We start from the raw sequence: 23,722 nt of genomic DNA, 5'->3' as shown, positions 1-23,722 counted from the left end.
AGCTAATGAAGCAGAGGTCATTCTGCCCGGGAAGATTAAGCACCGCGATCGCCATCGCGCTGTGCTGCTTTCCGCCATTTTCCAGCGGACAGGAAAACCCGGGAACGGTATATCAGTTTAACGACGGCTTTATTGTCGGCAGTCGCGAAAAGGTCGATCTGTCGCGCTTTTCGACCAGCGCGATTACCGAAGGCACTTACTCCCTTGACGTCTACACCAACGACGAGTGGAAAGGGCGCTACGATTTACGCATCGCGCGCGATAAAGATGGTCGGCTGGGCGTCTGCTACACCAAAGCGATGCTGGCCCAATATGGCATCGCGGCGGAAAAGCTCAATCCGCAGCTGAGCGAGCAGGAGGGCTACTGCGGTAGCCTCAAATCCTGGCGCAACGAAGAAAACGTCAAAGACAACCTGGTCCAGTCCTCCCTGCGGTTGAACATTTCGGTACCGCAGATCTATGAAGATCAACGCCTGAAAAACTATGTCAGCCCGGAGTTCTGGGACAAAGGTATTACCGCGCTCAATCTTGGCTGGATGGCGAACGCCTGGAACAGCCATACCTCTTCGGTAGGCGGGTCGGATAACAGCAGCGCCTATCTGGGCGTCAACGCCGGACTGTCGTGGGACGGCTGGCTGCTGAAGCACATCGGCAACCTGAACTGGCAGCAGCAGCAGGGTAAAGCGCACTGGAACAGCAACCAGACCTATCTCCAGCGCCCTATCCCACAGCTCAACTCCATCGTCAGCGGCGGGCAGATTTTCACCAATGGTGAATTTTTCGACACCATCGGTCTGCGCGGGGTTAATCTTTCCACCGATGACAATATGTTCCCGGACGGCATGCGCTCGTATGCTCCGGAAATTCGCGGCGTGGCGCAGAGCAACGCCCTCGTCACCGTGCGCCAGGGCAGCAATATTATCTATCAGACCACCGTTCCGCCCGGACCATTTACCCTGCAGGATGTCTATCCTTCCGGCTATGGCAGCGATCTTGAGGTCTCGGTGAAAGAAGCGGATGGCTCGGTAGAAGTGTTTAGCGTGCCTTACGCTTCCGTCGCCCAGCTGCTGCGTCCGGGAATGACCCGCTACGCGCTCTCCGCCGGTAAAGTGGACGACAGCGCGCTGCGCAACAAGCCGATGCTCTATCAGGCGACCTGGCAGCACGGGATCAACAACCTGTTGACCGGCTACACCGGGGTCACCGGTTTTGACGACTATCAGGCCTTCCTGGTAGGGACCGGGATGAACACCGGCATCGGCGCGCTCTCTTTTGACGTCACCCATTCGCGGTTGAAGAGCGATGCCCATGATGACTCGGGTCAGAGCTATCGCGCGACCTTTAACCGCATGTTTACCGATACCCAGACCAGCATCGTGTTGGCGGCGTATCGCTACTCGACGAAAGGTTATTACAACCTCAACGACGCGCTGTACGCCGTCGATCAGGAAAAAAATAGTCGCAGCAACTACACCCTGTGGCGGCAAAAAAACGGCATGACCTTCACGGTGAACCAGAACCTGCCGGACGGCTGGGGCGGGTTTTATCTCAGCGGCCGTATCTCCGATTACTGGAACCGCTCCGGGACCGAGAAGCAGTATCAGGTCAGCTACAACAATTCATTTGGTCGTCTCTCCTGGTCGGCGAGCGCGCAGCGCGTCTATACGCCAGACAGCTCCGGTCATCGCCGCGACGATCGTATTTCACTCAACTTCAGCTACCCGCTGTGGTTTGGCGATAACCGCACCGCCAACCTGACGTCGAACACCTCGTTCAATAACTCGCGCTTTGCCAGCTCGCAGATTGGTATCAACGGTTCGCTGGACAGTGAAAACAACCTTAACTACGGCGTGTCGACCACCACCGCCACCGGCGGTCAGCATGATGTGGCGCTCAACGGCAGCTACCGTACGCCATGGACCACCCTCAACGGCAGCTACAGCCAGGGCGAAGGCTATCGTCAGAGCGGCATTGGCGCCAGCGGGACGATGATCGCCCACAGCGGCGGCGTGGTGCTCTCACCGGAAAGCGGCTCGACGATGGCCCTGATTGAAGCCAAAGACGCGGCCGGGGCGATGCTTCCGGGATCGCCGGGCACCCGTGTGGACAGCAATGGTTACGCCATCCTGCCGTATCTGCGCCCGTACCGGATTAACGCCGTGGAAATCGACCCGAAAGGCAGCCATGACGACGTGGCCTTCGATCGCACCGTGGCGCAGGTTGTGCCGTGGGAAGGCAGCGTGGTTAAGGTCGCGTTCGGCACTAAGGTGCAGAACAACCTCACCCTGCAGGCGCGCCAGGCGAACCACGAGCCGTTGCCGTTTGCGGCAAGTATTTTCTCCCCCGACGGCAGGGAGATCGGCGTTGTCGGCCAGGGCAGCATGATGTTTATCAGCGATGCGAACGCCAAACGCGCGATTGTGAAGTGGAGCGGCGGGCAGTGTTCGGTGGATCTGGGACAGCAAACAACAAAGGATAGCGTATGTCGCTGAGGAAATTACTAAGGCTTTTTATCGTCTTAATGGCGCTGGGAACCACCTCGTCCTGGGCCTCCTGTACGCGTCTCTCATCGCCAACGGTGATGCTGGACATGGTGGTGGGCAGGGTGGTGGTGCCCCCGGATCTGCCGGTGGGCTCGGTGATCCTTACCCGCGACTGGACGATGAGCGCTCCCGGCGGGGCAAGCTATCGCTGTACTTCCGGCACCAACCGCTTTGCGGCGAAGATCGTGTCGCCAGGGGCCACGGACCTTGGAAATAAAATCTACTCCACCAACGTGCCGGGAATCGGCATGCGTTTCAGCCGCGGCGGCGCAACGGTAAATATCGTCTATCCCGACGTCTTTTCGTCCCGGGTATATAACACCACCAACTATTCCCTCGAAGGGTCGCGCTTTACGCTGCAGATTATCAAAACCGCGGCAACCACCGGCAGCGGCACCCTGGCGGCGGGTAAGTACACCTCCTACGACTGGGAGAGCGGCGGTAACCCGATCCTCGAAACCTATCTGAGCGCCAACGCCATCACCGTGGTCTCGCCCTCCTGTTCGGTGCTGAGCGGGAAAAATATGAATGTCGATGTGGGTTCCATCCGGCGCACCGACCTGAAAGGGGTCGGCACCACCGCCGGCGGGAAGGATTTTAATATCGACCTGCAGTGCAGCGGCGGCCTGAGTGAAACGGGATATGCCAACATTAGCACCTCGTTCTCCGGTACCCTTGCCACCAGCACTACCGCTACCATGGGCGCCTTGCTGAATGAAAAAGCCGGCAGCGGGATGGCGAAAGGCATTGGCATCCAGGTGCTGAAGGATGGCTCCCCGCTGCAGTTTAATAAGAAATACACCGTCGGCCGCTTGAATAATCAGGAGACCCGCTACATCACCATACCGCTGCACGCGCGTTTTTATCAGTATGGCCCGACGACCAGCACCGGCGAGGTGGAGTCGCATATGATCTTTAACCTGACGTACGATTAATACGGGAGGGGGAATGAAGGGATTGCCGAAAAACACTATCGCGTGGCTGCTATTTTGCGGCAGCCTCGCCGCCCCCTCGGCGTGGGGTTTTGAGACCAATTACGATCGCGGACGGGTCGATTTTGCCGGGCGGGTGACGGATATTTCCTGTAGCGTCGCGCTAAACGGCGGCCAGCATGCCGGCAGCGGTAATGTCTGGCTGGCGCCGGTCAGCCTGGCGGAAGTCCACGATCGCGGGGCCGGGGCGTTTATGAAACCGCAGCCGTTTACCCTGGCACTGTCAAACTGCCANCTGCGCCATGATGGTGGGGCAGCCTCGCAGGATGAGGTGCGTCGGGTCAGCGTGCGCTGGGTCGATGGTTTTTTACTGACGGCGGTCGGTAACGAAAACGCCGGGTATCTGGCCAATACCTTGCCGGATGGAGCGCAGAATATTTATCTGGCCCTATCGACTAACGATAATAATACTCTGGATAAGAGTAATAAAATTGTCCCGGCGGACCCGCAGCAAAATCAGGTGCGTTTGCAGGAAAGCGCGGTCAGCGGCGGCCTGTTCACCTATTACGTTGGCTATGTTTCGCCAACGCCGAAAAGCGCCACCAGCGGGCCGATTACCAGCTGGGCAACGTGGGAATTAGTTTATAATTAAGTGACGTTAAAAAGCCGGGAATTCCCGGCTTTTTTTACATGGCAATATCATCGGCGACCAGTTGTTCAATACTGACTTCCCGCCAGTAATGTCCCTGGATAGCAAACCACTCCATTCCCTGCAGCCATTCTTTATGGGCTTCGCTTTCCACACCTTCAATAATCACATTATGATGGTTGCGCGATAAAAAGGTCACCAGCGCATCCATCAGCTGGCGGCCGGACTCTTTGCGCATCAGGTGCCAGAAAAAATCCTTATCAATTTTCACATAGTCAAAGTGATAACCGCGAATAGCGTTAATTCCCGCGTAGCCGGAGCCGAAGTCGTCGAGCCACAGTGAGGTATCCTGTGGGCTCTGCCAGGCGGCAAGAGAATTATGCAGCAGATTCTCGGCGTTTTCGGTTACCTCGAAATGGACGCAGGTCAGGGCGGCGACTTTGGCTTTTATATCCTTCTGGCGCAACAGGTTCAGGATATGGTCATCAACGTTAATTGTTGCGGAAATATGGTTACGTAAAAACCAGGCTTTATGCTTTTCAATCAGTGCCAGTTGTTCGAGAAAAATACGTTCACGAACGGTGGCGGTAGCATGGCGGAAAAAATCTTCGGGGGAAATAGAAAGATTATCAAAGCGGCTTAAGCATTCCACCGCGACCAGAGTACCTTGTGGGGAAAACATTTTCTGAAAGACGTAGCGTACAGCGATATCATTACGAGATAAAATGTTGTCTTCGAATATTTTAGTGTTCATTATCCCTCTTCACGAGGTTAGTCAGACAATAGGCAGAGGATACATTAATTATAGGCTACCTGATGATTAATGGGAATGGCGGGAAATGTAAATCAACAGCGAATAAGTACGCTTTATCCGCTACTGATTTACCGGGAGAACATTTAGCATTGATGGAGAGCGGCAATACGCTGATTCATAGTGCGGGAATTATCAATACCCAGTTTTTGCATGATATGGATGCGGTGGCTATGAACCGTTTTATGAGCAATGCCGAGCAGGGCGGCAATACGCTTATTATTATTGTTGGCAATGAGCAGTTCGAGGATCTGACACTCCCGTGGTGAAAGCTGTTTGCGCAATCCTCGCGGCGGCAGTTCGCTGACGCCTTTGGCGCGCTGGACGATAGATGAAAAAAGAGTTAGCGGAGATTTCTCACTAATAATCATAGCGTTGTCAAAGTTTATCAACTCTCTGCACAGCCCGACAATGTCGCTTTTCACCATTAGCACCGGCTGCTGGCAGCGCAGCAGGGAAAGGCGGAGCGCATTCAGCAGATCGACGATTCTGATGGCAGAAATATCCTTATTAATTAAATTGAAAATAATCGTCTGGGCCAGTGGCAGATGTTTCTCATGGATGACATCGGCATAACTCAGTCGGGTGGCATTTTCATGGCTATCAATAAGGTAGTGATAGATTGAGTGACCAATGAGATTGTCATTGGTGTACAGCAATATACTGTCCAAGGTTGTCAGATTCTCTTTTTGCGCTTGGCTTCTAAGATCAGGTCCAGCAGTATCTTCTCTATTCTGCGCTGGTCATCGAGATGGCGGAACTTAAACTGGCAGGATATCTGATAGTAGCTCTCACTCTCTTCATTAGCGTTATCCAGGGTGATAACAATGACATTTTTGACCACCAGGTCGATGGTGATCTCGCCATATTCTGCAAGCATCAGTACGGCGTTTTTCAGTAAGGCGTTGTGGCTGAGGAATTTAAGATTCGGCGTTTTGGTCATCAATGCGCAACCGCCATCTGAAATGTCTTTGATATCGAAAAGATAGTTTTCGCCGTTTTTATGGCGGCCGCGGCAATAAAAGTCATGCTCATGGCGTAAACGAAAGCGGGGATCGCGGCGACGCTGCACTACCTGCAGGCATTCAGGCAATGAAAAAGCGTAGCGGATACCTTTATCGACACCGCTATTGTCATGTTTTGTCAGGGCCGCATTAAACTCTATTTTCCCTGAATCGCTATGCAGGAGAAAGCGAATTTTATGCCCGGACGGGATTTTGCGATGGGTCTGAATATGAAACTCGGCAAAGTCCACGCGCGTCAGTTGGGTTATGATACTGGTGTTGTTAAAAAATATTTCAATTTCAGTACGTTTGCGCAACTCCTCTCTGAAAATAGCAATAATTTCATACTTACTGGTCTTTATCGTTCCCTCTGTCATATGCATCCCTTGTAAATAGTTGTCGTGAGGCGTTTGATTTTTCTTATAGCAATAGCAACATTCTGATTGGGTTAATCAGATGTTTTTATGAGCGTTTGATGTTATTGACTATCTTTGCAGCCAGATTGATATGTATAAACTTGGAATTTGATATTGTATTTCCTGTAATCAAGAGTTTCGAATTTTGGTCATGACAAAAACGACAACGGCCTCCAAGCTGGAGACCGGTCGAAGGATAAAAACTTAAGTTTAATTAACGGGGATAATGAGAGAACGATCGTCGATCACGCCCCATTTGTAGGATCTATAGTGCCAGTAGCGGTGAGGTTTTTCCAGGCAAATATTGAGGAGGGATAGGGTTCCCTCCATTTTGTCTGGCAGGTCAGCGGCGCGCGGCGGTGGCGATATTATCGAGGGTGCGCAGCGCTTCCGCGGGCAGGACCAGCTCGGCAGCGGCAATATTTTCCGCGAGGTGCGTGCGGGAGGAGGTGCCGGGGATCAGCAGAATATTTGGCGCTCGCTGGAGCAGCCAGGCGAGGGCGACCTGCATCGGCGTCGCCTCAAGCGAAGCCGCGACCTCGTTCAACTCCTGCGCCTGCAACGGCGTAAAACCGCCCAGCGGGAAAAAGGGCACCCAGGCGATGTGCTGGGCGGCCAGCGCATCCACCAGCGCGTCGTCGGCGCGATGGGCAACGTTATAAAGATTTTGCACGCAGACGATGGGCGTCATTTTCTGCGCATCCGCGACCTGCTTTGCCGTCACGTTGCTGAGGCCGATATGGCGGATTAATCCTCGCTCTTTCAGTTCCAGCAGGGTGGCGAGTGGCGCCTCCAGCGAACCCTCCACCGGGCCGTGCGGGCTCAGCATACTGCGCAGATTAACCACTTCCAGTACCTCAAGCCCCAGGTGACGCAAATTGTCTTCAACGGCCTGGGTCAGTTCGGCGGGCGACATGGCCGGTAGCCAGTTGCCTTTCTCGTCACGGCGGGCGCTGACCTTGGTGACAATGCACAGATCGTCAGGGTAGGGGTGGAGCGCTTTGCGGATCAACTGATTGGTGACATGTGGACCGTAGAAATCAGAGGTATCGATATGGTTTATCCCGGCCTCGACGGCGGCCTGTAGTACGCGCACCGCTTCTTCAGGATCTTTGGGCGGGCCGAAGACACCGGGGCCGGCCAGCTGCATCGCGCCGTAACCTAAGCGATAGACCTGGCGATCGCCGAGCGTGCCGCGACCGGATAAGGTGACACTGGACATAAGAACTCTCCTCACGGTGGCTAAGCCGTAAGTGTAATCCGCTCACAAGGAAGGCAAGGGGGAGAATATTGTCAGAATGTGCGACAGCAGCTCAGGCAGCCGCTGTCGCCAGAGGGGATTAGCCGAAGAACATCACCGACACGCAGAGCAGGCCAACCACCAGCGTAATGGCGTTACCCACCGAGCGGTACGGCTTCAGCGCCGGAATGAGCCATGTCGACAGCGTGGGCATAATAAACAGGATCATGGCGATAAGCGGTCCGCTGATAGCGTAGATCATTGAGATCGCATTCGGGTTGATAAAGCACACCGCAAAAGTGAAGGCGGAGACCAGCAGGATCGACATCGCGCGGTTGAAAGCGCGGCTCTTACGCACGCCCAGCAGGCCCAGCGAGCTTTTGACGATTTCGCTGGCGCCCTCAATCACTCCGAAGTAGGTTCCGAGAAACGACTTCGACATAGCGACGACGGCGACGATGATGCCGGTCACCGCCAGCCATCCCGGCGCGCCTGGCACCATCGACAGGGCGGAGAGGATAGTCACCCCCTGATCGCGGGCGGTCTCTATATAGGTTGCCGGGATCGCCAGCAGACAACTGAAGACAAAAAACAGCACGCTGGCGCAGATGATGGTGTAGGCCACCTTCATGATTTTTTTGCATTTACCCATGGCCAGGTCGCCGTGTTTCTCCTGCTGATCGATAGCAAAAGTCGAGATGATCGGCGTATGGCTAAAAGCGAAAACCATCACGGGAATAGAGATCCAGACCTGGTGGAGCGTCTGCGGGCTGAACTGCATCTGGCTGGTGAGATGCTCCGGATGCCAGTCGCGGATTAAATAGAGGGAGAGAAACAGGAAACAGGCGATAAGCGGGAAGACCAGAAAGCCCATCACCTTGATGGTGACCTGCCGTCCCATGAGAAAGATCAGGTTGAGGACCAGCACGACCCCCAGACTCAGCAGCGCACGCAGCCCTGGGGTCATCGGCGTGCGATGCGCCACCTGTTCGGCCAGCGAGTTGGTGATGGCCACGGCGTAGATGAGCACCACCACAAAGAAGGCAAGGAAATAGAGGCCGGTGATCAGGTTGCCAATTTTCTTACCATAGTAGTGATTAACTGCGCCGGTGATCCCGGTTCCCGGCGCGATATTGGCCGAGAGAATAAACTGGCTCAGCGCTTTGTGGGGCCAGTAAGTGAGCGGCCAGGCGACCAGCGCGGTGATGAACAGCACAATGGCGCCAGCCGAACCCAGCTGGATCGGTAGAAATAGCGTCCCAGCGCCTACTGCAGTGCCATATAAGGCAAAACTCCATAGAGTTTCTTCTTTAGACCAAATTTTAGACATTATGCGACTTTATCAACCGTCAAACCAAAAAAAAGGAGTGCAATTTACCATATTTATGGTTCGTCTGTTGCGATAGTTTTTGGTGATAAAGTCGCGGCGGATCGTCGAAGATCCGCGCCGGGATTAACCGCGCGCCGTCTGGCGCGGGCGGCGGTGACGAATAACGCGCTCGCGCAGGGTGTCCCATACCCAGTTAAAGGCCATGGTGTAGGGCAGGAAGAAAAGCATAAAACCGATCTCCAGCATAAACGCCTGCAGCAGCGAGACGCCCAGCACGATCGCCACCATGGTGACGCCAATGATGACGAATCCGGTTTCGAAACCGAGCGCGTGCAGGGCGCGTACTTTCAGCTGGCGGGGGAAGCGGGAGACCGGCCACAGGCGATCGAACGCCGCGTTATAGATAATGTTCCATACCATCGCCAGGGTGGCGAGCAGAATGCTCAGTCCGCCCATCTCCACTACCGAGCGCTGCATCAGCCAGGCGGCGGTAGGGGCGAGGATCAGCGTCGCCAGTCCTTCGAAGGTGATGGCGTGGATAACGCGTTCGGTGAGCGTCTTGCGCTGATGTGGGGTCTGTTGCATGGCGAGCTACCTCCAGTTTTAGCCTGAACAGGAAATTACCCGGCAGTTTATGGAAAAATATGATAAACAAAAGATAAGACCCATCGATATTGTAGATACATCATGCGTTATTCACCGGAAGCCTTAACCGCCTTTGTCGAGGCGGTCGACAGCGGATCGTTCTCCGCCGCCGCCCGCCGCCTGCGGAAAAGTCAGTCGACGATCAGTACCGCCATCGCCAATCTGGAGGCCGATCTCGGCGTAACCCTCTTTGACAGGGCAACGCGGCAACCGACGCTGACCCCGCAGGGGGAGCAGGTGCTGAGCTATGTCAAAGCGATTCTCGCCGCCAGCGAGCGGCTGGACGAACTGGCTGTGTCGCTGTCCGGCGAGACGGAGCCGCGGCTGACCTTCGTGCTCTCCGATACTCTGCACCCGGACGTGCTGGAAGATCTGCTGGTGCAGTTTGACCGCCGCTTTCCTCATACCGAGTTTGAGTGTTTGATTGGCGAAGACGAGGATGTGATCGATCTCCTGCAAAAATCCCGCGCCCAGGTGGGGCTGATTGAGGCGAGGGAGCGCTACCCCACCGATATCGGCAGCACCCGCCTGCCGCTGCAGACGGCGATGGGCATTTATGTAGCCCCTGGCCATCCGCTGGCGGCGCAGGGTAAGGTCGCCTGGGATGAGCTGCGCAGCTGGCGCGAGCTGCGTTTGAGCACCTTTCTGGCCAGCGCCACCGAACCTGCCGCAGGCCAGGTCTGGTCGGCGCCAAACTACCTGCTGCTGCTCAGCATGGCGGCGCAGGGGTTCGGCTGGTGCATTCTGCCCAGCGCGCTGGTGGCGGAGTTTGCGCCGCAGGGCGGGCTGGTGGCGCTCGATATCCCCGGCTGGCCGCGGGCGATTTCAGTCGATCTGCTGTGGAATAAGAAAGCGCCGCCGGGAGCGGCCGGCAGCTGGCTGCGTCAGCATCTGCAGCGGCGTGAACGTTAACGAATAGCTGTTTCTTTGTGATTGGCTTCACTTTTTTTAAACAATTACAAAGTTTTTTGATAACAATTATCTAGTATATCGCTGTTTCTTTGCACAAATGCATGGGCAGGGGTAGAGGATGAAGGATGTCGTGATCGTCGGCGCGCTGCGAACGCCGATTGGCTGCTTTCAGGGCGCATTATCGCGCCATTCAGCCGTCGAGCTGGGGAGCGTGGTGGTGAAGGCGCTGGTGGAGAAGACGGGAATCGATCCGCACAGCGTGGATGAGGTGATCCTCGGCCAGGTGCTGACCGCGGGGACCGGACAAAATCCGGCGCGTCAGTCCGCTATTCGCGGTGGGCTGCCTAACACCGTATCGGCTATCACCATTAACGATGTCTGCGGTTCCGGCCTGAAGGCTCTGCACCTCGCTACCCAGGCGATCCAGTGCGGGGAAGCGGACGTGGTGATCGCTGGCGGCCAGGAGAATATGAGCCGCGCTCCGCATGTGCTTACCGACAGCCGCACCGGCGCCCAGCTGATTGACAGTCTGGTGCATGATGGGCTGTGGGATGCTTTCAACGATTATCATATGGGCGTCACGGCGGAAAACCTGGCCCGGGAATTTGGCATCAGTCGCGAGCTGCAGGACGCCTGGGCGCTCAGCTCACAGCATAAGGCGCGCAAGGCGATTGATTCCGGTCGCTTTCGCGATGAGATCGTCCCGGTTGTCACCGAGCATAACGGCGCGGCGCGCACCGTGGATACCGATGAACAACCGCGGGTGGATGCCAGCGCGGAAGGGCTGGCCAGCCTGCAGCCCACCTTCGATCGCCTTGGATCGGTAACCGCCGGCAACGCCTCAAGCATCAATGACGGCGCGGCGGCGGTAATGATGATGAGCGAGGCTAAAGCGTTGGAGCTGGGGCTGCCGATCCTTGCGCGGATCCGCGCCTTCGCCAGCGTCGGCGTCGATCCGGCGCTGATGGGCATTGCCCCGGTGCATGCCACCCGTCGCTGTCTGGAGCGGGCCGGCTGGCGGCTGGACGACGTCGATCTGATCGAAGCCAATGAGGCCTTTGCCGCTCAGGCGATCTCGGTTGGCCGGGTACTGGAGTGGGATGAGCGCCGGGTCAACGTCAACGGCGGCGCGATCGCCCTCGGCCACCCCATCGGCGCCTCCGGCTGCCGGATTCTGGTGTCGCTGGTGCATGAAATGATCAAGCGCGATGCCCGCAAAGGTCTGGCGACGCTGTGCATTGGCGGCGGCCAAGGCGTGGCGCTGGCGGTAGAACGCGCATAGCGCTATACCTCGATTTCCATGGCCTCCTGCGGGAGGCCTTTTTTATGCGCCGTGCTTTGCCGAACCCTTATTTTTCCCTCCCTCTTTCACTCTCCCCGGCGAAATTATTGAGCTTCGTCACGTCTTGTTGTGCCACCTTTTTTGAAACAAATAACTACGATCCTGGTCACTAAAACTATGGTGCCTAAAAAATAAAATGATGTTTCATAAAAACGAAATGTCATTTTATTTATTGTAAGGGTACCCTATGTTAAAACGCTCTCTGGTTCTCGCCGCCCTCTGCGGTATGTCTTTTGCAGCAACCGCGGTAACGATAGATTTACGTCATGAATTTATTGATGGCGGAAAGAGTGATAAAAGTAATGCTGACCGCGTCTCCGTTTCTCACCGCTTTGCCAACGGCTTAGGCTTTACCGTCGAGGCCAAATGGCGCTCAGGCGGCGACAACGGTTCGCAACCCTATTCGGACGTGGTGGGCAATGGCCATGAAGACACCATCAGCTGGCGCTGGAAAGCAACGTCGAACCTGTTCCTCACCCCCGGATTTACCATTGAGAGCAACGACAGCCGCTCCATCTACAAGCCGCACCTGCACGCGCAGTACAGCTTCGACAACGGCTTCTATGTCGCCGCTCGCTATCGCTATGAGTACACCCGCTACCCGAACAACGCCGGCAAAGGTGATGACAAAGTTAACCGCGGCGACGCGTGGGCCGGATTTGTCCTCGGCGACTGGCGTACAGAGCTGAACTATGTCTATGCCCGCAGCTCGGAAGGGGTCAGCCGCAACGACAATAAACCCTACTCGCAGGAATATAACGTGAAGGTGGCCTATAAGCTGGATAATAACTGGTCGCCGTATGGCGAAATTGGCAACGTCGGGGTCAATGACCGCAGCGATCGCCAGACCCGCTTCCGCGTTGGGGTGGCTTACTCGTTCTGACCGACCATTCATCCCTCATCGTTTGTTTTCCCCGGCGCCGTCAGCCGGGGTTTTTTTATGGGGGAAAGAGAAGGGACAAAAAAAGCCCTCCATGAAGGAGGGCAAGGCCAGTTACAGAAAGAAGTGTGGCGTGGATCAGGCGCTCAGCATTGACGGGTGCGCGGGTAATTTCGCGATATAGATGGCCGGTTTACCGTCTTTATCGGAGCTGAACAGAATGGCGCTATCGTCCGGGGTAAATGAGGGGTGCGGGTGCGTTACCTGGCGGCTGTTGGCCACCGTCGCCCACGAGGTATCATGGCGCGCGACGCGGAAGTAGCGCTTTTCCGCCACGTTAAAGACATACAGCCAGGGATCGTTATCAATGGAGTAGCCGCCGGTATCCTTGACATCCACCGGTGTACCTGAGCCATCGCCTACCAGCAGCGTGCCATCGAAATTGCTCATCAGATGCGAGCAGGCCGGCATCGTCATCAGGGCCTCGTTGACGCCGCTTTCGGGATCAAAGCGATAGATCGTCCGTCCCTGCTGGCCTTTCAGATAGGAGACGTAGATCAGCGCCGAACCGTCCGGCACCCAAAATTCATGAGTACAGCTTTCGCCTGGAGCATGCGCTTTGACTTTGCGAACATGGCTGCCATCCTCGTTGACCAGCCACATGCGGGCGTCCACCAGATCGTGCGGCCCTTCATGGCAGAAGGCGACGGTATGGTCGTCGAAGGGACGATAGATCGGGTGTCCCAGCCAGATTTTTTCCTCATGGATCACCTGGCTCTCACCGCTGCGCAGGTCGACGCGCAGCAGGCGGCAGTGCGGTCCTTTATGGAAGAAATCATGGAAAATCTGCCAGTCGTTGAGTGGCGTCCAGTCGCTTTTGGCAATCTCAATGCCCACCAGTTTGCTGCAATCGCTGTTTGCCACCCAGGTGCCATACCCTACCCAGTCATCGCTAACGCGATAAACTTCGCGCTCGGCGAGGGTGGTCAGGTTGACTTCCAGCAGGATACGGTCATTTTTCACGTAATAAAGCGACTTATCGTCCGGGGAGAGGAAGCCGCCGAAGGTGTTATCCCCGGCGCCTTCGGTTAGCTGGACGGCCTCGGCGCTGGCGATATTCAGCAGATAGTAGTTCCAGTGGCCGTCAAACTCGCCGGCGAACAGTAAATGGCTGCCATCGTTAAAAAAGCACTTCTGATAGAAGTAGTTGCGATGACAGGTGACCTCCGGGGGGGTTAAGCGGGTGACTTCCGCCCCGGTATCCGGATCGTGGCTGACGTGATAATTCAGTTTGACCCGCATGCCTTTAGCCATGTAGTGCTCCTTTCTTTCCTGCGATGCCGCTGGACCAGAGGCGTGTCGCTGAGTGATATGTTTTAAAAGACGGGTATTAATTTATCAAAACATTGTTTCATTATTTGTGATGGCTCACGCAGTTCAGCGTAATTCCCGCGTTTTCAGCGGGCTGCTGGCTTCGCTTCGGCACCTCTGCAGACAATCGGTTGAATCTTCATCTTTTCAAAACCTTTTCCGGCCTGGCGCGTGCCGGGAGGCTCCTTCGCTTTTTCTTTTTTTGTAATCATCATCATAAAAAATGAAACATCGTTTTAAATAATATTGAAAATGGCTGGGGGCGGGGCTAAGATGGCACCCATCAGCAAAACGGAACTCTGTTTTATTTTCATTATGGTGGGCTATGCCCGAGAGTTCGCCCCACGCTCAGTCGCGCCGCCGGCGCGGACCGGGCCGAGAGAACCTTGCCTGCAAACAGCAGGCTCTGAACGACTAAGGAACATAATATGATTCTTGATGCATTCTCCCTGCAGGGAAAAGTGGCCGTCGTGAGCGGATGCGATACCGGTTTAGGTCAGGGGATGGCCCTCGGGCTGGCGGAAGCGGGCTGCGATATTGTCGGTATCAATATCGTCGAACCGGTGGAGACTATCGAGCGAGTAACCGCGCTGGGACGCCGTTTTCTTAGCCTGACCGCCGACCTGCGCCAGATCGACGGTATTCCTCAGCTTCTGGAGCGGGCGGTGGCGGAGTTCGGCCATATTGATATTCTGGTCAACAATGCCGGCCTGATTCGCCGCGAGGACGCGCTGGCGTTCAGCGAAAAAGACTGGGACGACGTGATGAACCTCAACATCAAGAGCGTATTTTTTATGTCCCAGGCGGCGGCGAAACACTTTATCGCCCAGGGCAGCGGCGGGAAGATCATTAACATCGCCTCCATGCTGTCGTTCCAGGGGGGGATCCGCGTGCCGTCGTATACCGCATCCAAAAGCGCGGTGATGGGCGTCACCCGCCTGCTGGCCAACGAGTGGGCCAAACACAACATCAACGTCAACGCCATCGCCCCGGGGTATATGGCGACCAACAACACCCAGCAGCTGCGCGCCGACGAGCAGCGTAGCAGCGAAATCCTCGATCGCATTCCCGCCGGGCGCTGGGGGCTACCGGCCGATCTGATGGGGCCAGTCGTGTTCCTTGCCTCCTCAGCCTCCGATTACATCAATGGCTACACGGTGGCGGTGGACGGCGGCTGGCTGGCGCGCTAACCGTCCGCGATGGCCGGGGTCTGTGGTATCGCTCCGGCCTTCTGAGCAATTATTGTCCATACGCAAAAGTGCGGATCGTCCATACTCCTGAACACAGGTATAATGTTACCGCTCTGTATAAACAGGGTTATTAACTATTGGAAACGCATTTTTTGTTACTTTGAAAGTTTAATGTCCATCACAAAACCCATCCTGCCAGCAATATAGTCCATATCTTTGGCTTATCCTGCCTGACCCATTCATCCACCAGTCACGTACTTTCGTCTTATGTCTTACTCTGTGTGGCAGGAAAAAAATGACTTCAATCAGTAACGACTCTACATTATCGCCGCGGACGCAACGTGATACCCGGCGGATGAACTGGTTTGTTTCCATCGCCGCGGCGGTGGCGGGCTTGCTCTTTGGCCTGGATATCGGCGTGATATCCGGAGCGTTGCCCTTTATAACCGACCATTTCACCTTATCCAGCCAGCTTCAGGAGTGGGTGGTTAGCAGCATGATGTTGGGGGCGGCGATAGGCGCGCTGTTTAACGGCTGGCTGTCGTTCCGCCTTGGTCGTAAATACAGCCTGATGGCGGGGGCCGTACTCTTTGTGGCCGGCTCTATCGGATCCGCTTTTGCCGCCAGCGTGGAGGTGCTGCTGGTGGCCCGCGTGGTGTTGGGCGTGGCAGTCGGGATTGCCTCTTATACCGCGCCGCTGTACCTCTCCGAGATGGCCAGCGAGAACGTGCGCGGGAAAATGATCAGTATGTATCAGCTGATGGTCACCCTTGGCATTGTGCTGGCGTTTCTTTCCGATACCGCCTTTAGCTACAGCGGTAACTGGCGCGCCATGCTGGGCGTGCTGGCGCTGCCGGCGGTGATCCTGATCATTCTGGTCGTCTTTTTGCCGAACAGCCCGCGCTGGCTGGCGGAGAAGGGACGCCATATCGAAGCGGAAGAAGTGCTGCGGATGCTGCGCGATACCTCGGAAAAGGCGCGCGACGAGCTTAACGAGATCCGTGAGAGCCTCAAGCTGAAGCAGGGCGGTTGGGCGTTGTTTAAGGTCAATCGTAACGTGCGCCGGGCGGTGTTCCTGGGCATGCTGCTGCAGGCGATGCAGCAGTTCACCGGCATGAACATCATCATGTACTATGCGCCGCGTATCTTTAAAATGGCGGGCTTTACCACTACTGAACAGCAGATGATCGCCACCCTGGTGGTGGGCCTGACCTTTATGTTTGCCACCTTTATTGCGGTGTTCACAGTGGATAAAGCGGGCCGCAAGCCAGCGCTGAAAATCGGCTTTAGCGTGATGGCGCTGGGCACTCTGGTGCTGGGCTACTGCCTGATGCAGTTCGACAATGGCACCGCATCCAGCGGCCTCTCCTGGCTCTCCGTCGGCATGACCATGATGTGTATTGCCGGGTATGCGATGAGCGCGGCGCCGGTAGTGTGGATCCTCTGCTCCGAGATCCAGCCGCTAAAATGCCGCGACTTCGGTATCACCTGCTCGACCACCACCAACTGGGTGTCGAACATGATCATCGGCGCCACTTTCCTGACGCTGCTTGACGCGATTGGCGCCGCCGGCACCTTCTGGCTCTACACGGCGCTCAACGTGGCCTTTATCGGCATCACCTTCTGGCTGATCCCGGAAACCAAGAATGTCACCCTCGAGCACATTGAGCGCAACCTGATGGCGGGCGAGAAGCTGCGTAACATCGGTAATCGTTAATGTGAGGCGCGCGGCAACCACGGGCTGGCGACTTTGCGCGTCTCCCGATGGTTGTCGCCGTGAATGATATGCAGGGCGCTCAGGCGCCCGATGTCATAATGCGGCAGTTGCACTGTGGAGAGCGGCGGTAGAAACAGATCGCCAATGCCCACCATGTTGTCGTATCCCACTACCGCCACGTCCTGTGGAATGCGTAACCCCTGGCCCAGCAGCGTCTGATAGACCATAAACGCGATGCGATCGTTGCCGCAGATCACTGAGTCAAAGCCAGGTTTACCCTCGCGGATATGCGCCAGCACCACCGCCGGGATATCGTGGTAATGCTCATCGCCCTGGCCCATATACGAATGGCTCAGATGGTCCGGTTCGATACCGGCCTCCCGGCAGGCGCGCTCCAGCCCCCGGCGGCGGCGGATCGTCGCCGGCTGGCTGGCGGGTAAGTGCAGGCACAGCGGACGACGATAGCCAGCGGCAAGCAGGGCTTTCACCGCGTCGTACTGCCCCTGTTCATCGTCCGGGATATAGCTGGCCACCGGCTGGCTGAGGCTTTCGCAGTTGGCCAGCACGCAGGGCAGAGTCAGCAGTTTTTCCGGCAGCGGTACCTGGCGCAGGCCCATGGTGGTAAAGATAATGCCGTCCGGACGATGGGAGAGGAGCAGGTCGACCACCGCTTCCGGACGATCGTCAGAAAACATATTGACCACAAAGCTGTTCCAGCCGTGGGCGCGGGCCGTCTCTTCGATCGATAAGGTGATCTCCACCGAAAAGGGCGTGGTCACGGTATCCAGCGCCAGCACGCCGATGGTGCTGGGGGTGGCGCGCGCCCCGCGGATCTTCTTCGCCGACAGGTCGGGGACGTAGTTGGTTTCGGCGATGGCGGCCTGCACGCGGGCCAGTGTCTCAGGCTTCAGCCGCTCCGGGGTGTTCAGCGCCCGTGAGACGGTCATCAGAGATACATTCGCCAGTTTTGCTACATCTTTCAGGGACGCCATTTTTTCCTCCGCCATTGCCGCAGAGTACAGGCTATACAACTAAGTCGCTGATGTAAAAGAGTGAAACGATTTTCTGCTATCGCCGTCGTGAGCTATGTTGCGGTTGATTTTTGATCGCGATCGCATCTTCATTATGTTAACGTTAACTTTTGTGATTAACATCATATATCGCAGCGAATCCACCTGCGTTTTGTTTTTTGTTAACGTTACCATAATTGCATTCCTCTAACACGAGAATGTCATGATGAAAGCGCCTCACTCACACAGCTACCCGTTGCTCAGTGCCTTACTATTTTTCTTTTTTGTGACCTGGTCGTCATCCGGCTCCTTGCTCTCTATCTGGCTTCACCAGGAGGTTGGGCTGAAGGCAGGCGATACCGGTATTATCTATGCCGTACTGTCGGTTTCCGCGCTGTTTGCGCAAGTTTGCTATGGATTTATCCAGGACAAGCTGGGGCTGCGCAAACATCTGCTCTGGTATATCACCGCGCTGCTGATCCTCTCTGGTCCGGCGTATCTGCTGTTCGGCCACCTGCTGAAAATCAACGTCCTGTTGGGCAGCATCTTTGGCGGGATCTATATCGGTTTGACCTTTAACGGCGGCATCGGCGTGCTGGAATCTTACACCGAGAGGGTGGCGCGTCAGAGCCAGTTTGAATTCGGCAGGGCGCGGATGTGGGGCTCGCTGGGCTGGGCGGTGGCCACCTTCTTCGCCGGCCTGCTGTTTAACATCAATCCGCAGCTAAACTTCCTCGTCGCCAGCTGTTCCGGGCTGGTGTTCTTTATCCTGTTGGCGCGGCTGCGGGTCTCCTCGGCGCCGCATGCGATGCAGGAGGCGGTATCGGGCGGTAAGGTGACCCTCGAAGATGCGCTGCGCCTGCTGACGCTGCCGCGCTTTTGGGCGCTGGTCTTCTTCGTCATCGGCACCTGCATTTACGGCGTCTATGACCAGCAGTTCCCGGTCTATTTCTCATCGCAGTTCGCGACCCTGCAGGAAGGCAATGAGATGTATGGCTACCTCAACTCCTTCCAGGTGTTCCTCGAGGCGGCCGGCATGTTCTGCGCGCCGTGGCTGGTGAACCGCATCGGCGCCAAAAACGGTCTGATTTTCGCCGGCATGGTGATGGCGATGCGCATGGTGGCCTCCGGTCTGGTGGAGGGGCCGCTGCTGATCTCCATCACCAAACTGCTGCACGCGGTGGAGTTGCCGATACTGCTGGTGGCTATCTTTAAGTACAACAGCCTCAACTTCGATAAACGTCTCTCCTCCACCCTCTATCTGGTGGGCTTCGCCTGCACCAGCTCGATTATCGCCAGCGTATTGTCGCCGCTGGCGGGCTACAGCTATGAAAAATATGGCTTCGCCCAGTCCTACCTGATCATGGGCCTGCTGGTGTTCTGCACCACCTTTATTTCCATCTTCTTGTTGCGCTCCGGCAAATCCTCCGCCGATCCGCTGGTGTCGCAACCTACCGCTATCTGAATCAAAAAGAGTGAAAATGATGACTTACACAATCTCCCGGGCTGAACAGGTACTCCAGACACAACGCCAGGCGCTGAATCTGCGCTGGTATCCGCACTATCACCTGGCGGCCCGCGCCGGGTGGATCAACGACCCAAACGGTCTGGTGTGGTTCGACGGCTGGTACCATGCCTTTTATCAACATCACCCGTACTCCACCCAGTGGGGGCCGATGCACTGGGGGCACGCGCGCAGTAAGGATCTGGTGCACTGGGAGCATTTGCCGGTAGCCCTGGCGCCGGAGGGCCCGGAGGATAAAGACGGCTGCTTCTCCGGCTCGGCGGTGGTCGATGGCGATACCCTGGCGCTGATTTACACCGGGCATAAGTTCCACGGCGATCCTGGCGACGAAGCCAATCTGTATCAGGTGCAGTGTCTGGCCACCAGCCGNGACGGGATCCACTTTGAGCGCCAGGGGATGGTGGTCGACACCCCGCCGGGTATGCACCACTTCCGTGACCCGAAGGTCTGGCGTGAGGGAGATAGCTGGTACATGATCGTCGGCGCGCGCGAAGGCGATACCGGCCAGGTGCGGCTGTACCGTTCAGCCGATCTGCGCCAGTGGCAGGACGCGGGGGTGCTGGATGAAGCGGAAAGCACCATGGGCTATATGTGGGAGTGCCCGGACTTCTTCACCCTCAACGGCAAACGCGTTCTGATGTTTTCCCCACAGGGGATGCAGGCCGCGGGGTTCAGCAACCGTAATCTGTTCCAGAGCGGCTATCTGATCGGCGAGTGGCAGCCAGGCCAGCGTTTTATTCGCCATGGCGAATTCCGGGAGATGGATAACGGCCACGATTTCTATGCCCCGCAAAGCTTCGCCACCCCCGATGGCCGGCGGATCGTGATTGGCTGGCTGGATATGTGGGAATCGCCGCTGCCGGAGCAGCAGGACGGCTGGGCGGGCATGCTCTCCCTGCCGCGCGAGCTGAGCCTGAGCGCGGATGACCGCCTGCAGATGCGCCCGGCGAAAGAAGTGGAGAGCCTGCGCGGCGCCTGGTTCCCGTGGCCGGTCAGCACCCTGAACAACCAGCAGACGACGATGGTCGACAACTGCGAGGCGATGGAGGTGAATCTGCGCTGGGACTGCGCCCGCAGCAGCGCCGAGCAGTATGGTCTGCGCTTTGGCGATGGCCTGCGCATCTACGTGGATGCCCAACAGCAGCGTCTGGTGCTGGAGCGGCATTATCCGCAGTATGGCCTGTGCGGGACGCGCAGCGTGCCGTTGACCGCCGGGGCGGATCTCAACCTGCGAATATTTTTCGATAGCTCTTCGGTGGAGGTTTTTGTCAATGACGGCGAAGCCTGCCTGAGCAGCCGTATCTATCCGCAGGCTCCCCGCCGTGAATTAGCGTTATTTGCCTGGAGCGGCTCGGCGGCATTAACCGAAGCCGGCGCCTGGCAGCTCGAATAATAATAAGGCTGTTGTCGTTAATAACCCGTCTTTGACGATGGGCGGGTTATTATTGCCTGCATCGTCGTGCGTTACCCATTAATAAAAAATTCAGTTCATTCCATAATAAAAGGGTTTACCGATGAATAAAATCTGGGTCGGGTGTTTTCTGACGTCTCTGTATCTGCCATCCGTTATGGCGCAGGCGCCGTTATCGCTGGAGGAGCGACTGGCGCAAATGGAGCAGCGGCTAAAGGCGACGGAGGCGCGCGCCGCCAGCGCAGAGGCGGAAATTAAGACGCTGAAAGGCCAGCAGCAGGCCGCGACGGTCGCCCGCGCGGCGCCTGCTTCGCCGCGTTTGCAGCTAAATGANAATGNCGAATTAAAATTTTATGGCGACGTCGAATTTAACCTCGATGGCGCCAGTCGCACCGGCAGCCTGACGTCGGTCAAGACCAGCGCGAATAAAAGCTGGGCGCCCGGTGATAAAGAGCGCTGGGATATTAACGGTCGTATTCTGCTGGGTTTCGATGGCAGACGGAATGGCGCCGACGGGCAATATGCCGGATTCAGCGTGCAGCCTCTGGCGGATATGGATGGCAAAATGAATCTTGATGATGCGGCATTTTTCTTCGGCCAGCAGGATGACTGGAAAATAAAAATAGGCCGCTTTGAAGCCTGGGATATGTTCCCGCTGAATCAGGATACCTTTATTGAATATTCAGGTAATACCGCCAACGATCTCTATTCCGATGGCTATGGCTATATTTACATGATGAAAGAGGGGCGCGGGCGCAGCAGNAGCGGCGGTAACCTTCTGTTTAGCAAAACGGTGGATAACTGGTATTTCGAAGTTAACACCCTGGTGGAGGACGGCAGTTCGCTGTTTGTCGATCAGAACTATCATGGTAACGCGCTGGAAAACCGCAAAAATGTGGTGTACGTGCGGCCGGTGGCGGCATGGCAGTCCGGCGCCTGGTCGGCGGCCGCGGCGATAGAGAGCAATCTCGTCAACAATGCTTACGGCTATCAGAGCCAGAGCGGACGCTGGGTCGACCAGTCAAACCGCACCGGCTACGGGCTGACCATGAGCTGGAACACCCTGAAAAGCGATCCGCAGGATGGGGCGGTGGTCAATCTGAGTACCGCCCTGCTGGACGCGGCGGACGAAACCGACTTCAGCGCCGGGATCAACGCCCTTTGGCATCGCGTGGAGCTGGGCTATATCTATGCGCACAATAAAATCGACCAGTTCAATATGGCCGGGGTGACCAGCGAATGCGATGGCGATTGCGCTATCCTGGCGCCGGGGCGCTATGACATCCATACCCTGCACACCTCCTGGCAGTTGCCGAATATCATGGCGATGCCGAACTTCAATATTTACCTTGGCGCCTATGCCTCGTGGCTCGATTCCACGGCAGCGAAGAGCGGGAATCCCGATGAACGCTACGGCGCCCGGGTGCGCTTTAAATATTTCTTCTGACAGGGCCGTCTGGCAGACCCTCCCGCGGCGTGCGCCGCGGGAGAGTTCAGACGGGCAGGTTAGCGCATCGCGCGGCGCAGAATGCGGTCGGTCTGGCGCTGGAAGTCCTCGGCCGCTTCTTCCACCGACTTTTTACCGTAGTCGATGTACTGCAGGGTGGTGCCGAACTGGGCGACGATCTGCGGATCGTCGAAGTACGGGGAGACCGGCAGAGCGGTGGGCAGGGATTGCGCCAGCTTCAGGCCGGACACCGCCGGATCGTCGGCTTTGATTACCCCATCCTCGGTCAGGTAGGTGACCGCCGCTTTACTCAGCGGCACGCCGCGCTCCAGTCCAAGAATATCCACCCCTTCTTTGCTGTTCAGCAGGAAGTTAATCACTTTCGCCGCCGCCTGCGGGTTTTTCGTCGATTTGCCAATCGATAACATTTGCGCGGGCTTGAAGAACAGTCCGGCATCGGTGGCGCCCGGCAGCATCGGGTATTCCCCCAGCACCAGCTTCGCCGGCGGCTTCAGGTTATCGGAATATTTGTTGATGGTGGAGTTCCACATGTAGGTCCCGCCCCATTCGCCCTGGATCCACGGCTTCATTTCGTACATGTTGCTCTTGCCGAAGGAGGCATAGTAGCGGGTGTCCGGCATCACATGGCTGTCGATAAGCTTCTTATACATACCGAAGAAATCCGCCCACTGCGCTTTGCTGTAGGAGAATTTTCGCCCTTTCTCATCGATGGCCGGCTGATTGTATTTTTGCACCATATAAGAGTTGAGCAGGGCCAGCACGTCCTGGTGTTCGAGCACCACCGGGTAGTACTGTTTCCCGAGCTTGNTTTCGAAAGTTTTTCCCGCCGCCATGAGTTCATCCCAGGTTTTCGGGAAGGGGATGCCCGCCTTTTTCCATGCTTCGTCGTTAAAGTAGAAGACGCGGGCGGTGACGGAAATTGGAATACCGTTAAGCTTGCCGTTGACCGTGGTGGACTGCAGTTCTTTGGCGTCGAACTGGCTGAGGTCGATCTCGTCTTTCAGGGTATTCAGATCGTAAAAGCCATCGCCATTTTTCGAAAAGATCGGCAGCCAGTTCCAGTTGGTCTGCATCACGTCAGGCTCGGTACCGCCGGCAATCTGGGTGGTCAGGCGTGAAAGATGGCCGTCCCAGCCGGTGTATTCTGCTTTGACGTTGATGTCTGGGTTTTGTTTGTGGAATTCCTCCAGCGCCTTGAGGGTGACCTGATGGCGGCCGTTGCCCCCCCACCAGGACATACGCAGGTCGACGTCCTGCGCTAGCGAAGAGAAGGCGCTAAGGCCCAGGGTGGCGGAGAGGGTGGCGCTTATCAGCACGTTTTTCATT

Annotated in this window: 22 protein-coding genes; 12 read left to right on the top strand and 10 right to left on the bottom strand. The window is 56.6% G+C overall.

The features are described from left to right. Positions 1-5 precede the first annotated feature (5 nt). Genes mrkC through mrkF form a run of 3 tightly spaced genes read left to right on the top strand, consistent with a single transcriptional unit; the run spans position 6 to position 4,127 of the window. Positions 6-2,492: a type 3 fimbria usher protein MrkC gene (mrkC, locus tag VZP09_RS16530; RefSeq protein WP_032415523.1), complete on the top strand. Its 2,487-nt coding sequence runs from the start codon at positions 6-8 to the stop codon at positions 2,490-2,492. Continuing rightward, positions 2,483-3,478: a type 3 fimbria adhesin subunit MrkD gene (gene mrkD, locus VZP09_RS16525; protein ID WP_328795290.1), complete on the top strand. Its 996-nt coding sequence runs from the start codon at positions 2,483-2,485 to the stop codon at positions 3,476-3,478. The genes mrkC and mrkD overlap by 10 nt, the downstream gene beginning before the upstream one ends. A 13-nt stretch (positions 3,479-3,491) precedes the next feature. Continuing rightward, positions 3,492-4,127: a type 3 fimbria minor subunit MrkF gene (mrkF, locus tag VZP09_RS16520; protein WP_328795289.1), complete on the top strand. Its 636-nt coding sequence runs from the start codon at positions 3,492-3,494 to the stop codon at positions 4,125-4,127. Positions 4,128-4,161: 34 nt separating this feature from the next. Here the strand turns inward: mrkF and mrkJ are convergent, their stop codons facing one another. From mrkJ to VZP09_RS16490, 6 genes are all read right to left on the bottom strand, one after another. Beyond that, positions 4,162-4,878, bottom strand: a complete 717-nt coding sequence (gene mrkJ, locus VZP09_RS16515; RefSeq protein WP_029602186.1) for a cyclic-di-GMP phosphodiesterase MrkJ — start codon at positions 4,876-4,878, stop codon at positions 4,162-4,164. A gap of 143 nt (positions 4,879-5,021) precedes the next feature. Beyond that, the gene (gene mrkI, locus VZP09_RS16510; protein ID WP_004149657.1) at positions 5,022-5,606 is read right to left on the bottom strand and encodes a transcriptional regulator MrkI; all 585 of its coding nucleotides are present in this window, start codon (positions 5,604-5,606) and stop codon (positions 5,022-5,024) included. Between the two features lie 5 nt (positions 5,607-5,611). Beyond that, positions 5,612-6,316, bottom strand: coding sequence for a transcriptional activator MrkH (mrkH, locus tag VZP09_RS16505; protein ID WP_004152886.1), 705 nt, complete (start codon positions 6,314-6,316; stop codon positions 5,612-5,614). 382 nt (positions 6,317-6,698) lie between these two features. Then, complete coding sequence (locus VZP09_RS16500) at positions 6,699-7,577, bottom strand: aldo/keto reductase family oxidoreductase (protein WP_002916061.1); 879 nt, start codon at positions 7,575-7,577, stop codon at positions 6,699-6,701. A gap of 118 nt (positions 7,578-7,695) precedes the next feature. Continuing rightward, on the bottom strand, positions 7,696-8,925 hold the full coding sequence (locus tag VZP09_RS16495; protein WP_002916058.1) for an amino acid permease: 1,230 nt from the start codon (positions 8,923-8,925) through the stop codon (positions 7,696-7,698). A 123-nt stretch (positions 8,926-9,048) separates the two neighbouring features. Next, on the bottom strand, positions 9,049-9,510 hold the full coding sequence (locus VZP09_RS16490; protein WP_002916056.1) for a multidrug/biocide efflux PACE transporter: 462 nt from the start codon (positions 9,508-9,510) through the stop codon (positions 9,049-9,051). A gap of 102 nt (positions 9,511-9,612) precedes the next feature. Between VZP09_RS16490 and VZP09_RS16485 the strand changes: the two genes are divergently transcribed. From VZP09_RS16485 to ompK26, 3 genes are all read left to right on the top strand, one after another. Further along, positions 9,613-10,482, top strand: a complete 870-nt coding sequence (locus tag VZP09_RS16485) for a LysR family transcriptional regulator (protein WP_004185510.1) — start codon at positions 9,613-9,615, stop codon at positions 10,480-10,482. Positions 10,483-10,600: 118 nt separating this feature from the next. Beyond that, on the top strand, positions 10,601-11,764 hold the full coding sequence (locus VZP09_RS16480; protein WP_015958933.1) for an acetyl-CoA C-acetyltransferase: 1,164 nt from the start codon (positions 10,601-10,603) through the stop codon (positions 11,762-11,764). A gap of 247 nt (positions 11,765-12,011) precedes the next feature. Beyond that, complete coding sequence (gene ompK26, locus VZP09_RS16475) at positions 12,012-12,707, top strand: KdgM family porin OmpK26 (protein ID WP_048974701.1); 696 nt, start codon at positions 12,012-12,014, stop codon at positions 12,705-12,707. A gap of 135 nt (positions 12,708-12,842) precedes the next feature. Here ompK26 and VZP09_RS16470 read toward each other — a convergent pair whose 3' ends face one another. Next, on the bottom strand, positions 12,843-14,018 hold the full coding sequence (locus VZP09_RS16470) for an oligogalacturonate lyase family protein (RefSeq protein ID WP_002916048.1): 1,176 nt from the start codon (positions 14,016-14,018) through the stop codon (positions 12,843-12,845). Between the two features lie 143 nt (positions 14,019-14,161). Continuing rightward, on the bottom strand, positions 14,162-14,293 hold the full coding sequence (locus VZP09_RS16465) for a hypothetical protein (protein WP_004154563.1): 132 nt from the start codon (positions 14,291-14,293) through the stop codon (positions 14,162-14,164). A gap of 210 nt (positions 14,294-14,503) precedes the next feature. On the opposite strand from VZP09_RS16465, the gene kduD reads away from it, so the two are divergent. After that, entirely contained in the window at positions 14,504-15,265 is a 762-nt protein-coding gene (gene kduD, locus VZP09_RS16460) for a 2-dehydro-3-deoxy-D-gluconate 5-dehydrogenase KduD (protein WP_002916003.1), read from the top strand. 295 nt (positions 15,266-15,560) lie between these two features. Beyond that, a complete protein-coding gene (gene araE / locus VZP09_RS16455; RefSeq protein ID WP_002916001.1) occupies positions 15,561-16,982 on the top strand; it encodes an arabinose-proton symporter AraE in 1,422 nt (473 codons plus the stop codon). Here araE and VZP09_RS16450 read toward each other — a convergent pair. Beyond that, a complete protein-coding gene (locus tag VZP09_RS16450; protein WP_004149647.1) occupies positions 16,979-17,974 on the bottom strand; it encodes a LacI family DNA-binding transcriptional regulator in 996 nt (331 codons plus the stop codon). The two genes, araE and VZP09_RS16450, sit on opposite strands and share 4 nt — an antisense overlap. A gap of 94 nt (positions 17,975-18,068) precedes the next feature. Here VZP09_RS16450 and VZP09_RS16445 point away from each other — a divergent pair, with 94 nt between their 5' ends. From VZP09_RS16445 to VZP09_RS16430, 4 genes are all read left to right on the top strand, one after another. Then, the gene (locus VZP09_RS16445) at positions 18,069-18,203 is read left to right on the top strand and encodes a hypothetical protein (RefSeq protein WP_004143987.1); all 135 of its coding nucleotides are present in this window, start codon (positions 18,069-18,071) and stop codon (positions 18,201-18,203) included. 12 nt (positions 18,204-18,215) lie between these two features. Further along, entirely contained in the window at positions 18,216-19,457 is a 1,242-nt protein-coding gene (locus VZP09_RS16440; protein WP_002916000.1) for an MFS transporter, read from the top strand. Between the two features lie 19 nt (positions 19,458-19,476). Further along, entirely contained in the window at positions 19,477-20,910 is a 1,434-nt protein-coding gene (locus tag VZP09_RS16435; protein WP_026005853.1) for a glycoside hydrolase family 32 protein, read from the top strand. A gap of 121 nt (positions 20,911-21,031) precedes the next feature. Next, positions 21,032-22,375, top strand: a complete 1,344-nt coding sequence (locus VZP09_RS16430) for a carbohydrate porin (RefSeq protein ID WP_328795288.1) — start codon at positions 21,032-21,034, stop codon at positions 22,373-22,375. A gap of 59 nt (positions 22,376-22,434) precedes the next feature. Here VZP09_RS16430 and VZP09_RS16425 read toward each other — a convergent pair whose 3' ends face one another. Then, a complete protein-coding gene (locus VZP09_RS16425; protein ID WP_328795287.1) occupies positions 22,435-23,721 on the bottom strand; it encodes an ABC transporter substrate-binding protein in 1,287 nt (428 codons plus the stop codon). Position 23,722: the final 1 nt, after the last annotated feature.

It is taken from the genome of Klebsiella sp. EMBS2024 (assembly GCF_036233805.1).
GTDB classification, from domain to species: Bacteria; Pseudomonadota; Gammaproteobacteria; order Enterobacterales; family Enterobacteriaceae; genus Klebsiella; species Klebsiella pneumoniae.
Note: the sequence above shows the minus strand (reverse complement) of the source record. Positions and strands in the feature narration are given on the sequence as shown.

Coding starts and splice junctions, on each gene's coding strand:
- ompK26 (WP_048974701.1), top strand. CDS start 12,012: ATGTTAAAACGCTCTCTGGTTCTCGCCGCCCTCTGCGGTATGTCTTTT.
- VZP09_RS16500 (WP_002916061.1), bottom strand. CDS start 7,577: ATGTCCAGTGTCACCTTATCCGGTCGCGGCACGCTCGGCGATCGCCAG.
- VZP09_RS16490 (WP_002916056.1), bottom strand. CDS start 9,510: ATGCAACAGACCCCACATCAGCGCAAGACGCTCACCGAACGCGTTATC.
- mrkJ (WP_029602186.1), bottom strand. CDS start 4,878: ATGAACACTAAAATATTCGAAGACAACATTTTATCTCGTAATGATATC.
- VZP09_RS16445 (WP_004143987.1), top strand. CDS start 18,069: ATGTTGCGGTTGATTTTTGATCGCGATCGCATCTTCATTATGTTAACG.
- VZP09_RS16495 (WP_002916058.1), bottom strand. CDS start 8,925: ATGTCTAAAATTTGGTCTAAAGAAGAAACTCTATGGAGTTTTGCCTTA.
- VZP09_RS16470 (WP_002916048.1), bottom strand. CDS start 14,018: ATGGCTAAAGGCATGCGGGTCAAACTGAATTATCACGTCAGCCACGAT.
- araE (WP_002916001.1), top strand. CDS start 15,561: ATGACTTCAATCAGTAACGACTCTACATTATCGCCGCGGACGCAACGT.
- mrkD (WP_328795290.1), top strand. CDS start 2,483: ATGTCGCTGAGGAAATTACTAAGGCTTTTTATCGTCTTAATGGCGCTG.
- VZP09_RS16480 (WP_015958933.1), top strand. CDS start 10,601: ATGAAGGATGTCGTGATCGTCGGCGCGCTGCGAACGCCGATTGGCTGC.
- VZP09_RS16440 (WP_002916000.1), top strand. CDS start 18,216: ATGATGAAAGCGCCTCACTCACACAGCTACCCGTTGCTCAGTGCCTTA.
- VZP09_RS16465 (WP_004154563.1), bottom strand. CDS start 14,293: ATGATGATGATTACAAAAAAAGAAAAAGCGAAGGAGCCTCCCGGCACG.
- mrkH (WP_004152886.1), bottom strand. CDS start 6,316: ATGACAGAGGGAACGATAAAGACCAGTAAGTATGAAATTATTGCTATT.
- VZP09_RS16450 (WP_004149647.1), bottom strand. CDS start 17,974: ATGGCGTCCCTGAAAGATGTAGCAAAACTGGCGAATGTATCTCTGATG.
- mrkC (WP_032415523.1), top strand. CDS start 6: ATGAAGCAGAGGTCATTCTGCCCGGGAAGATTAAGCACCGCGATCGCC.
- VZP09_RS16485 (WP_004185510.1), top strand. CDS start 9,613: ATGCGTTATTCACCGGAAGCCTTAACCGCCTTTGTCGAGGCGGTCGAC.
- kduD (WP_002916003.1), top strand. CDS start 14,504: ATGATTCTTGATGCATTCTCCCTGCAGGGAAAAGTGGCCGTCGTGAGC.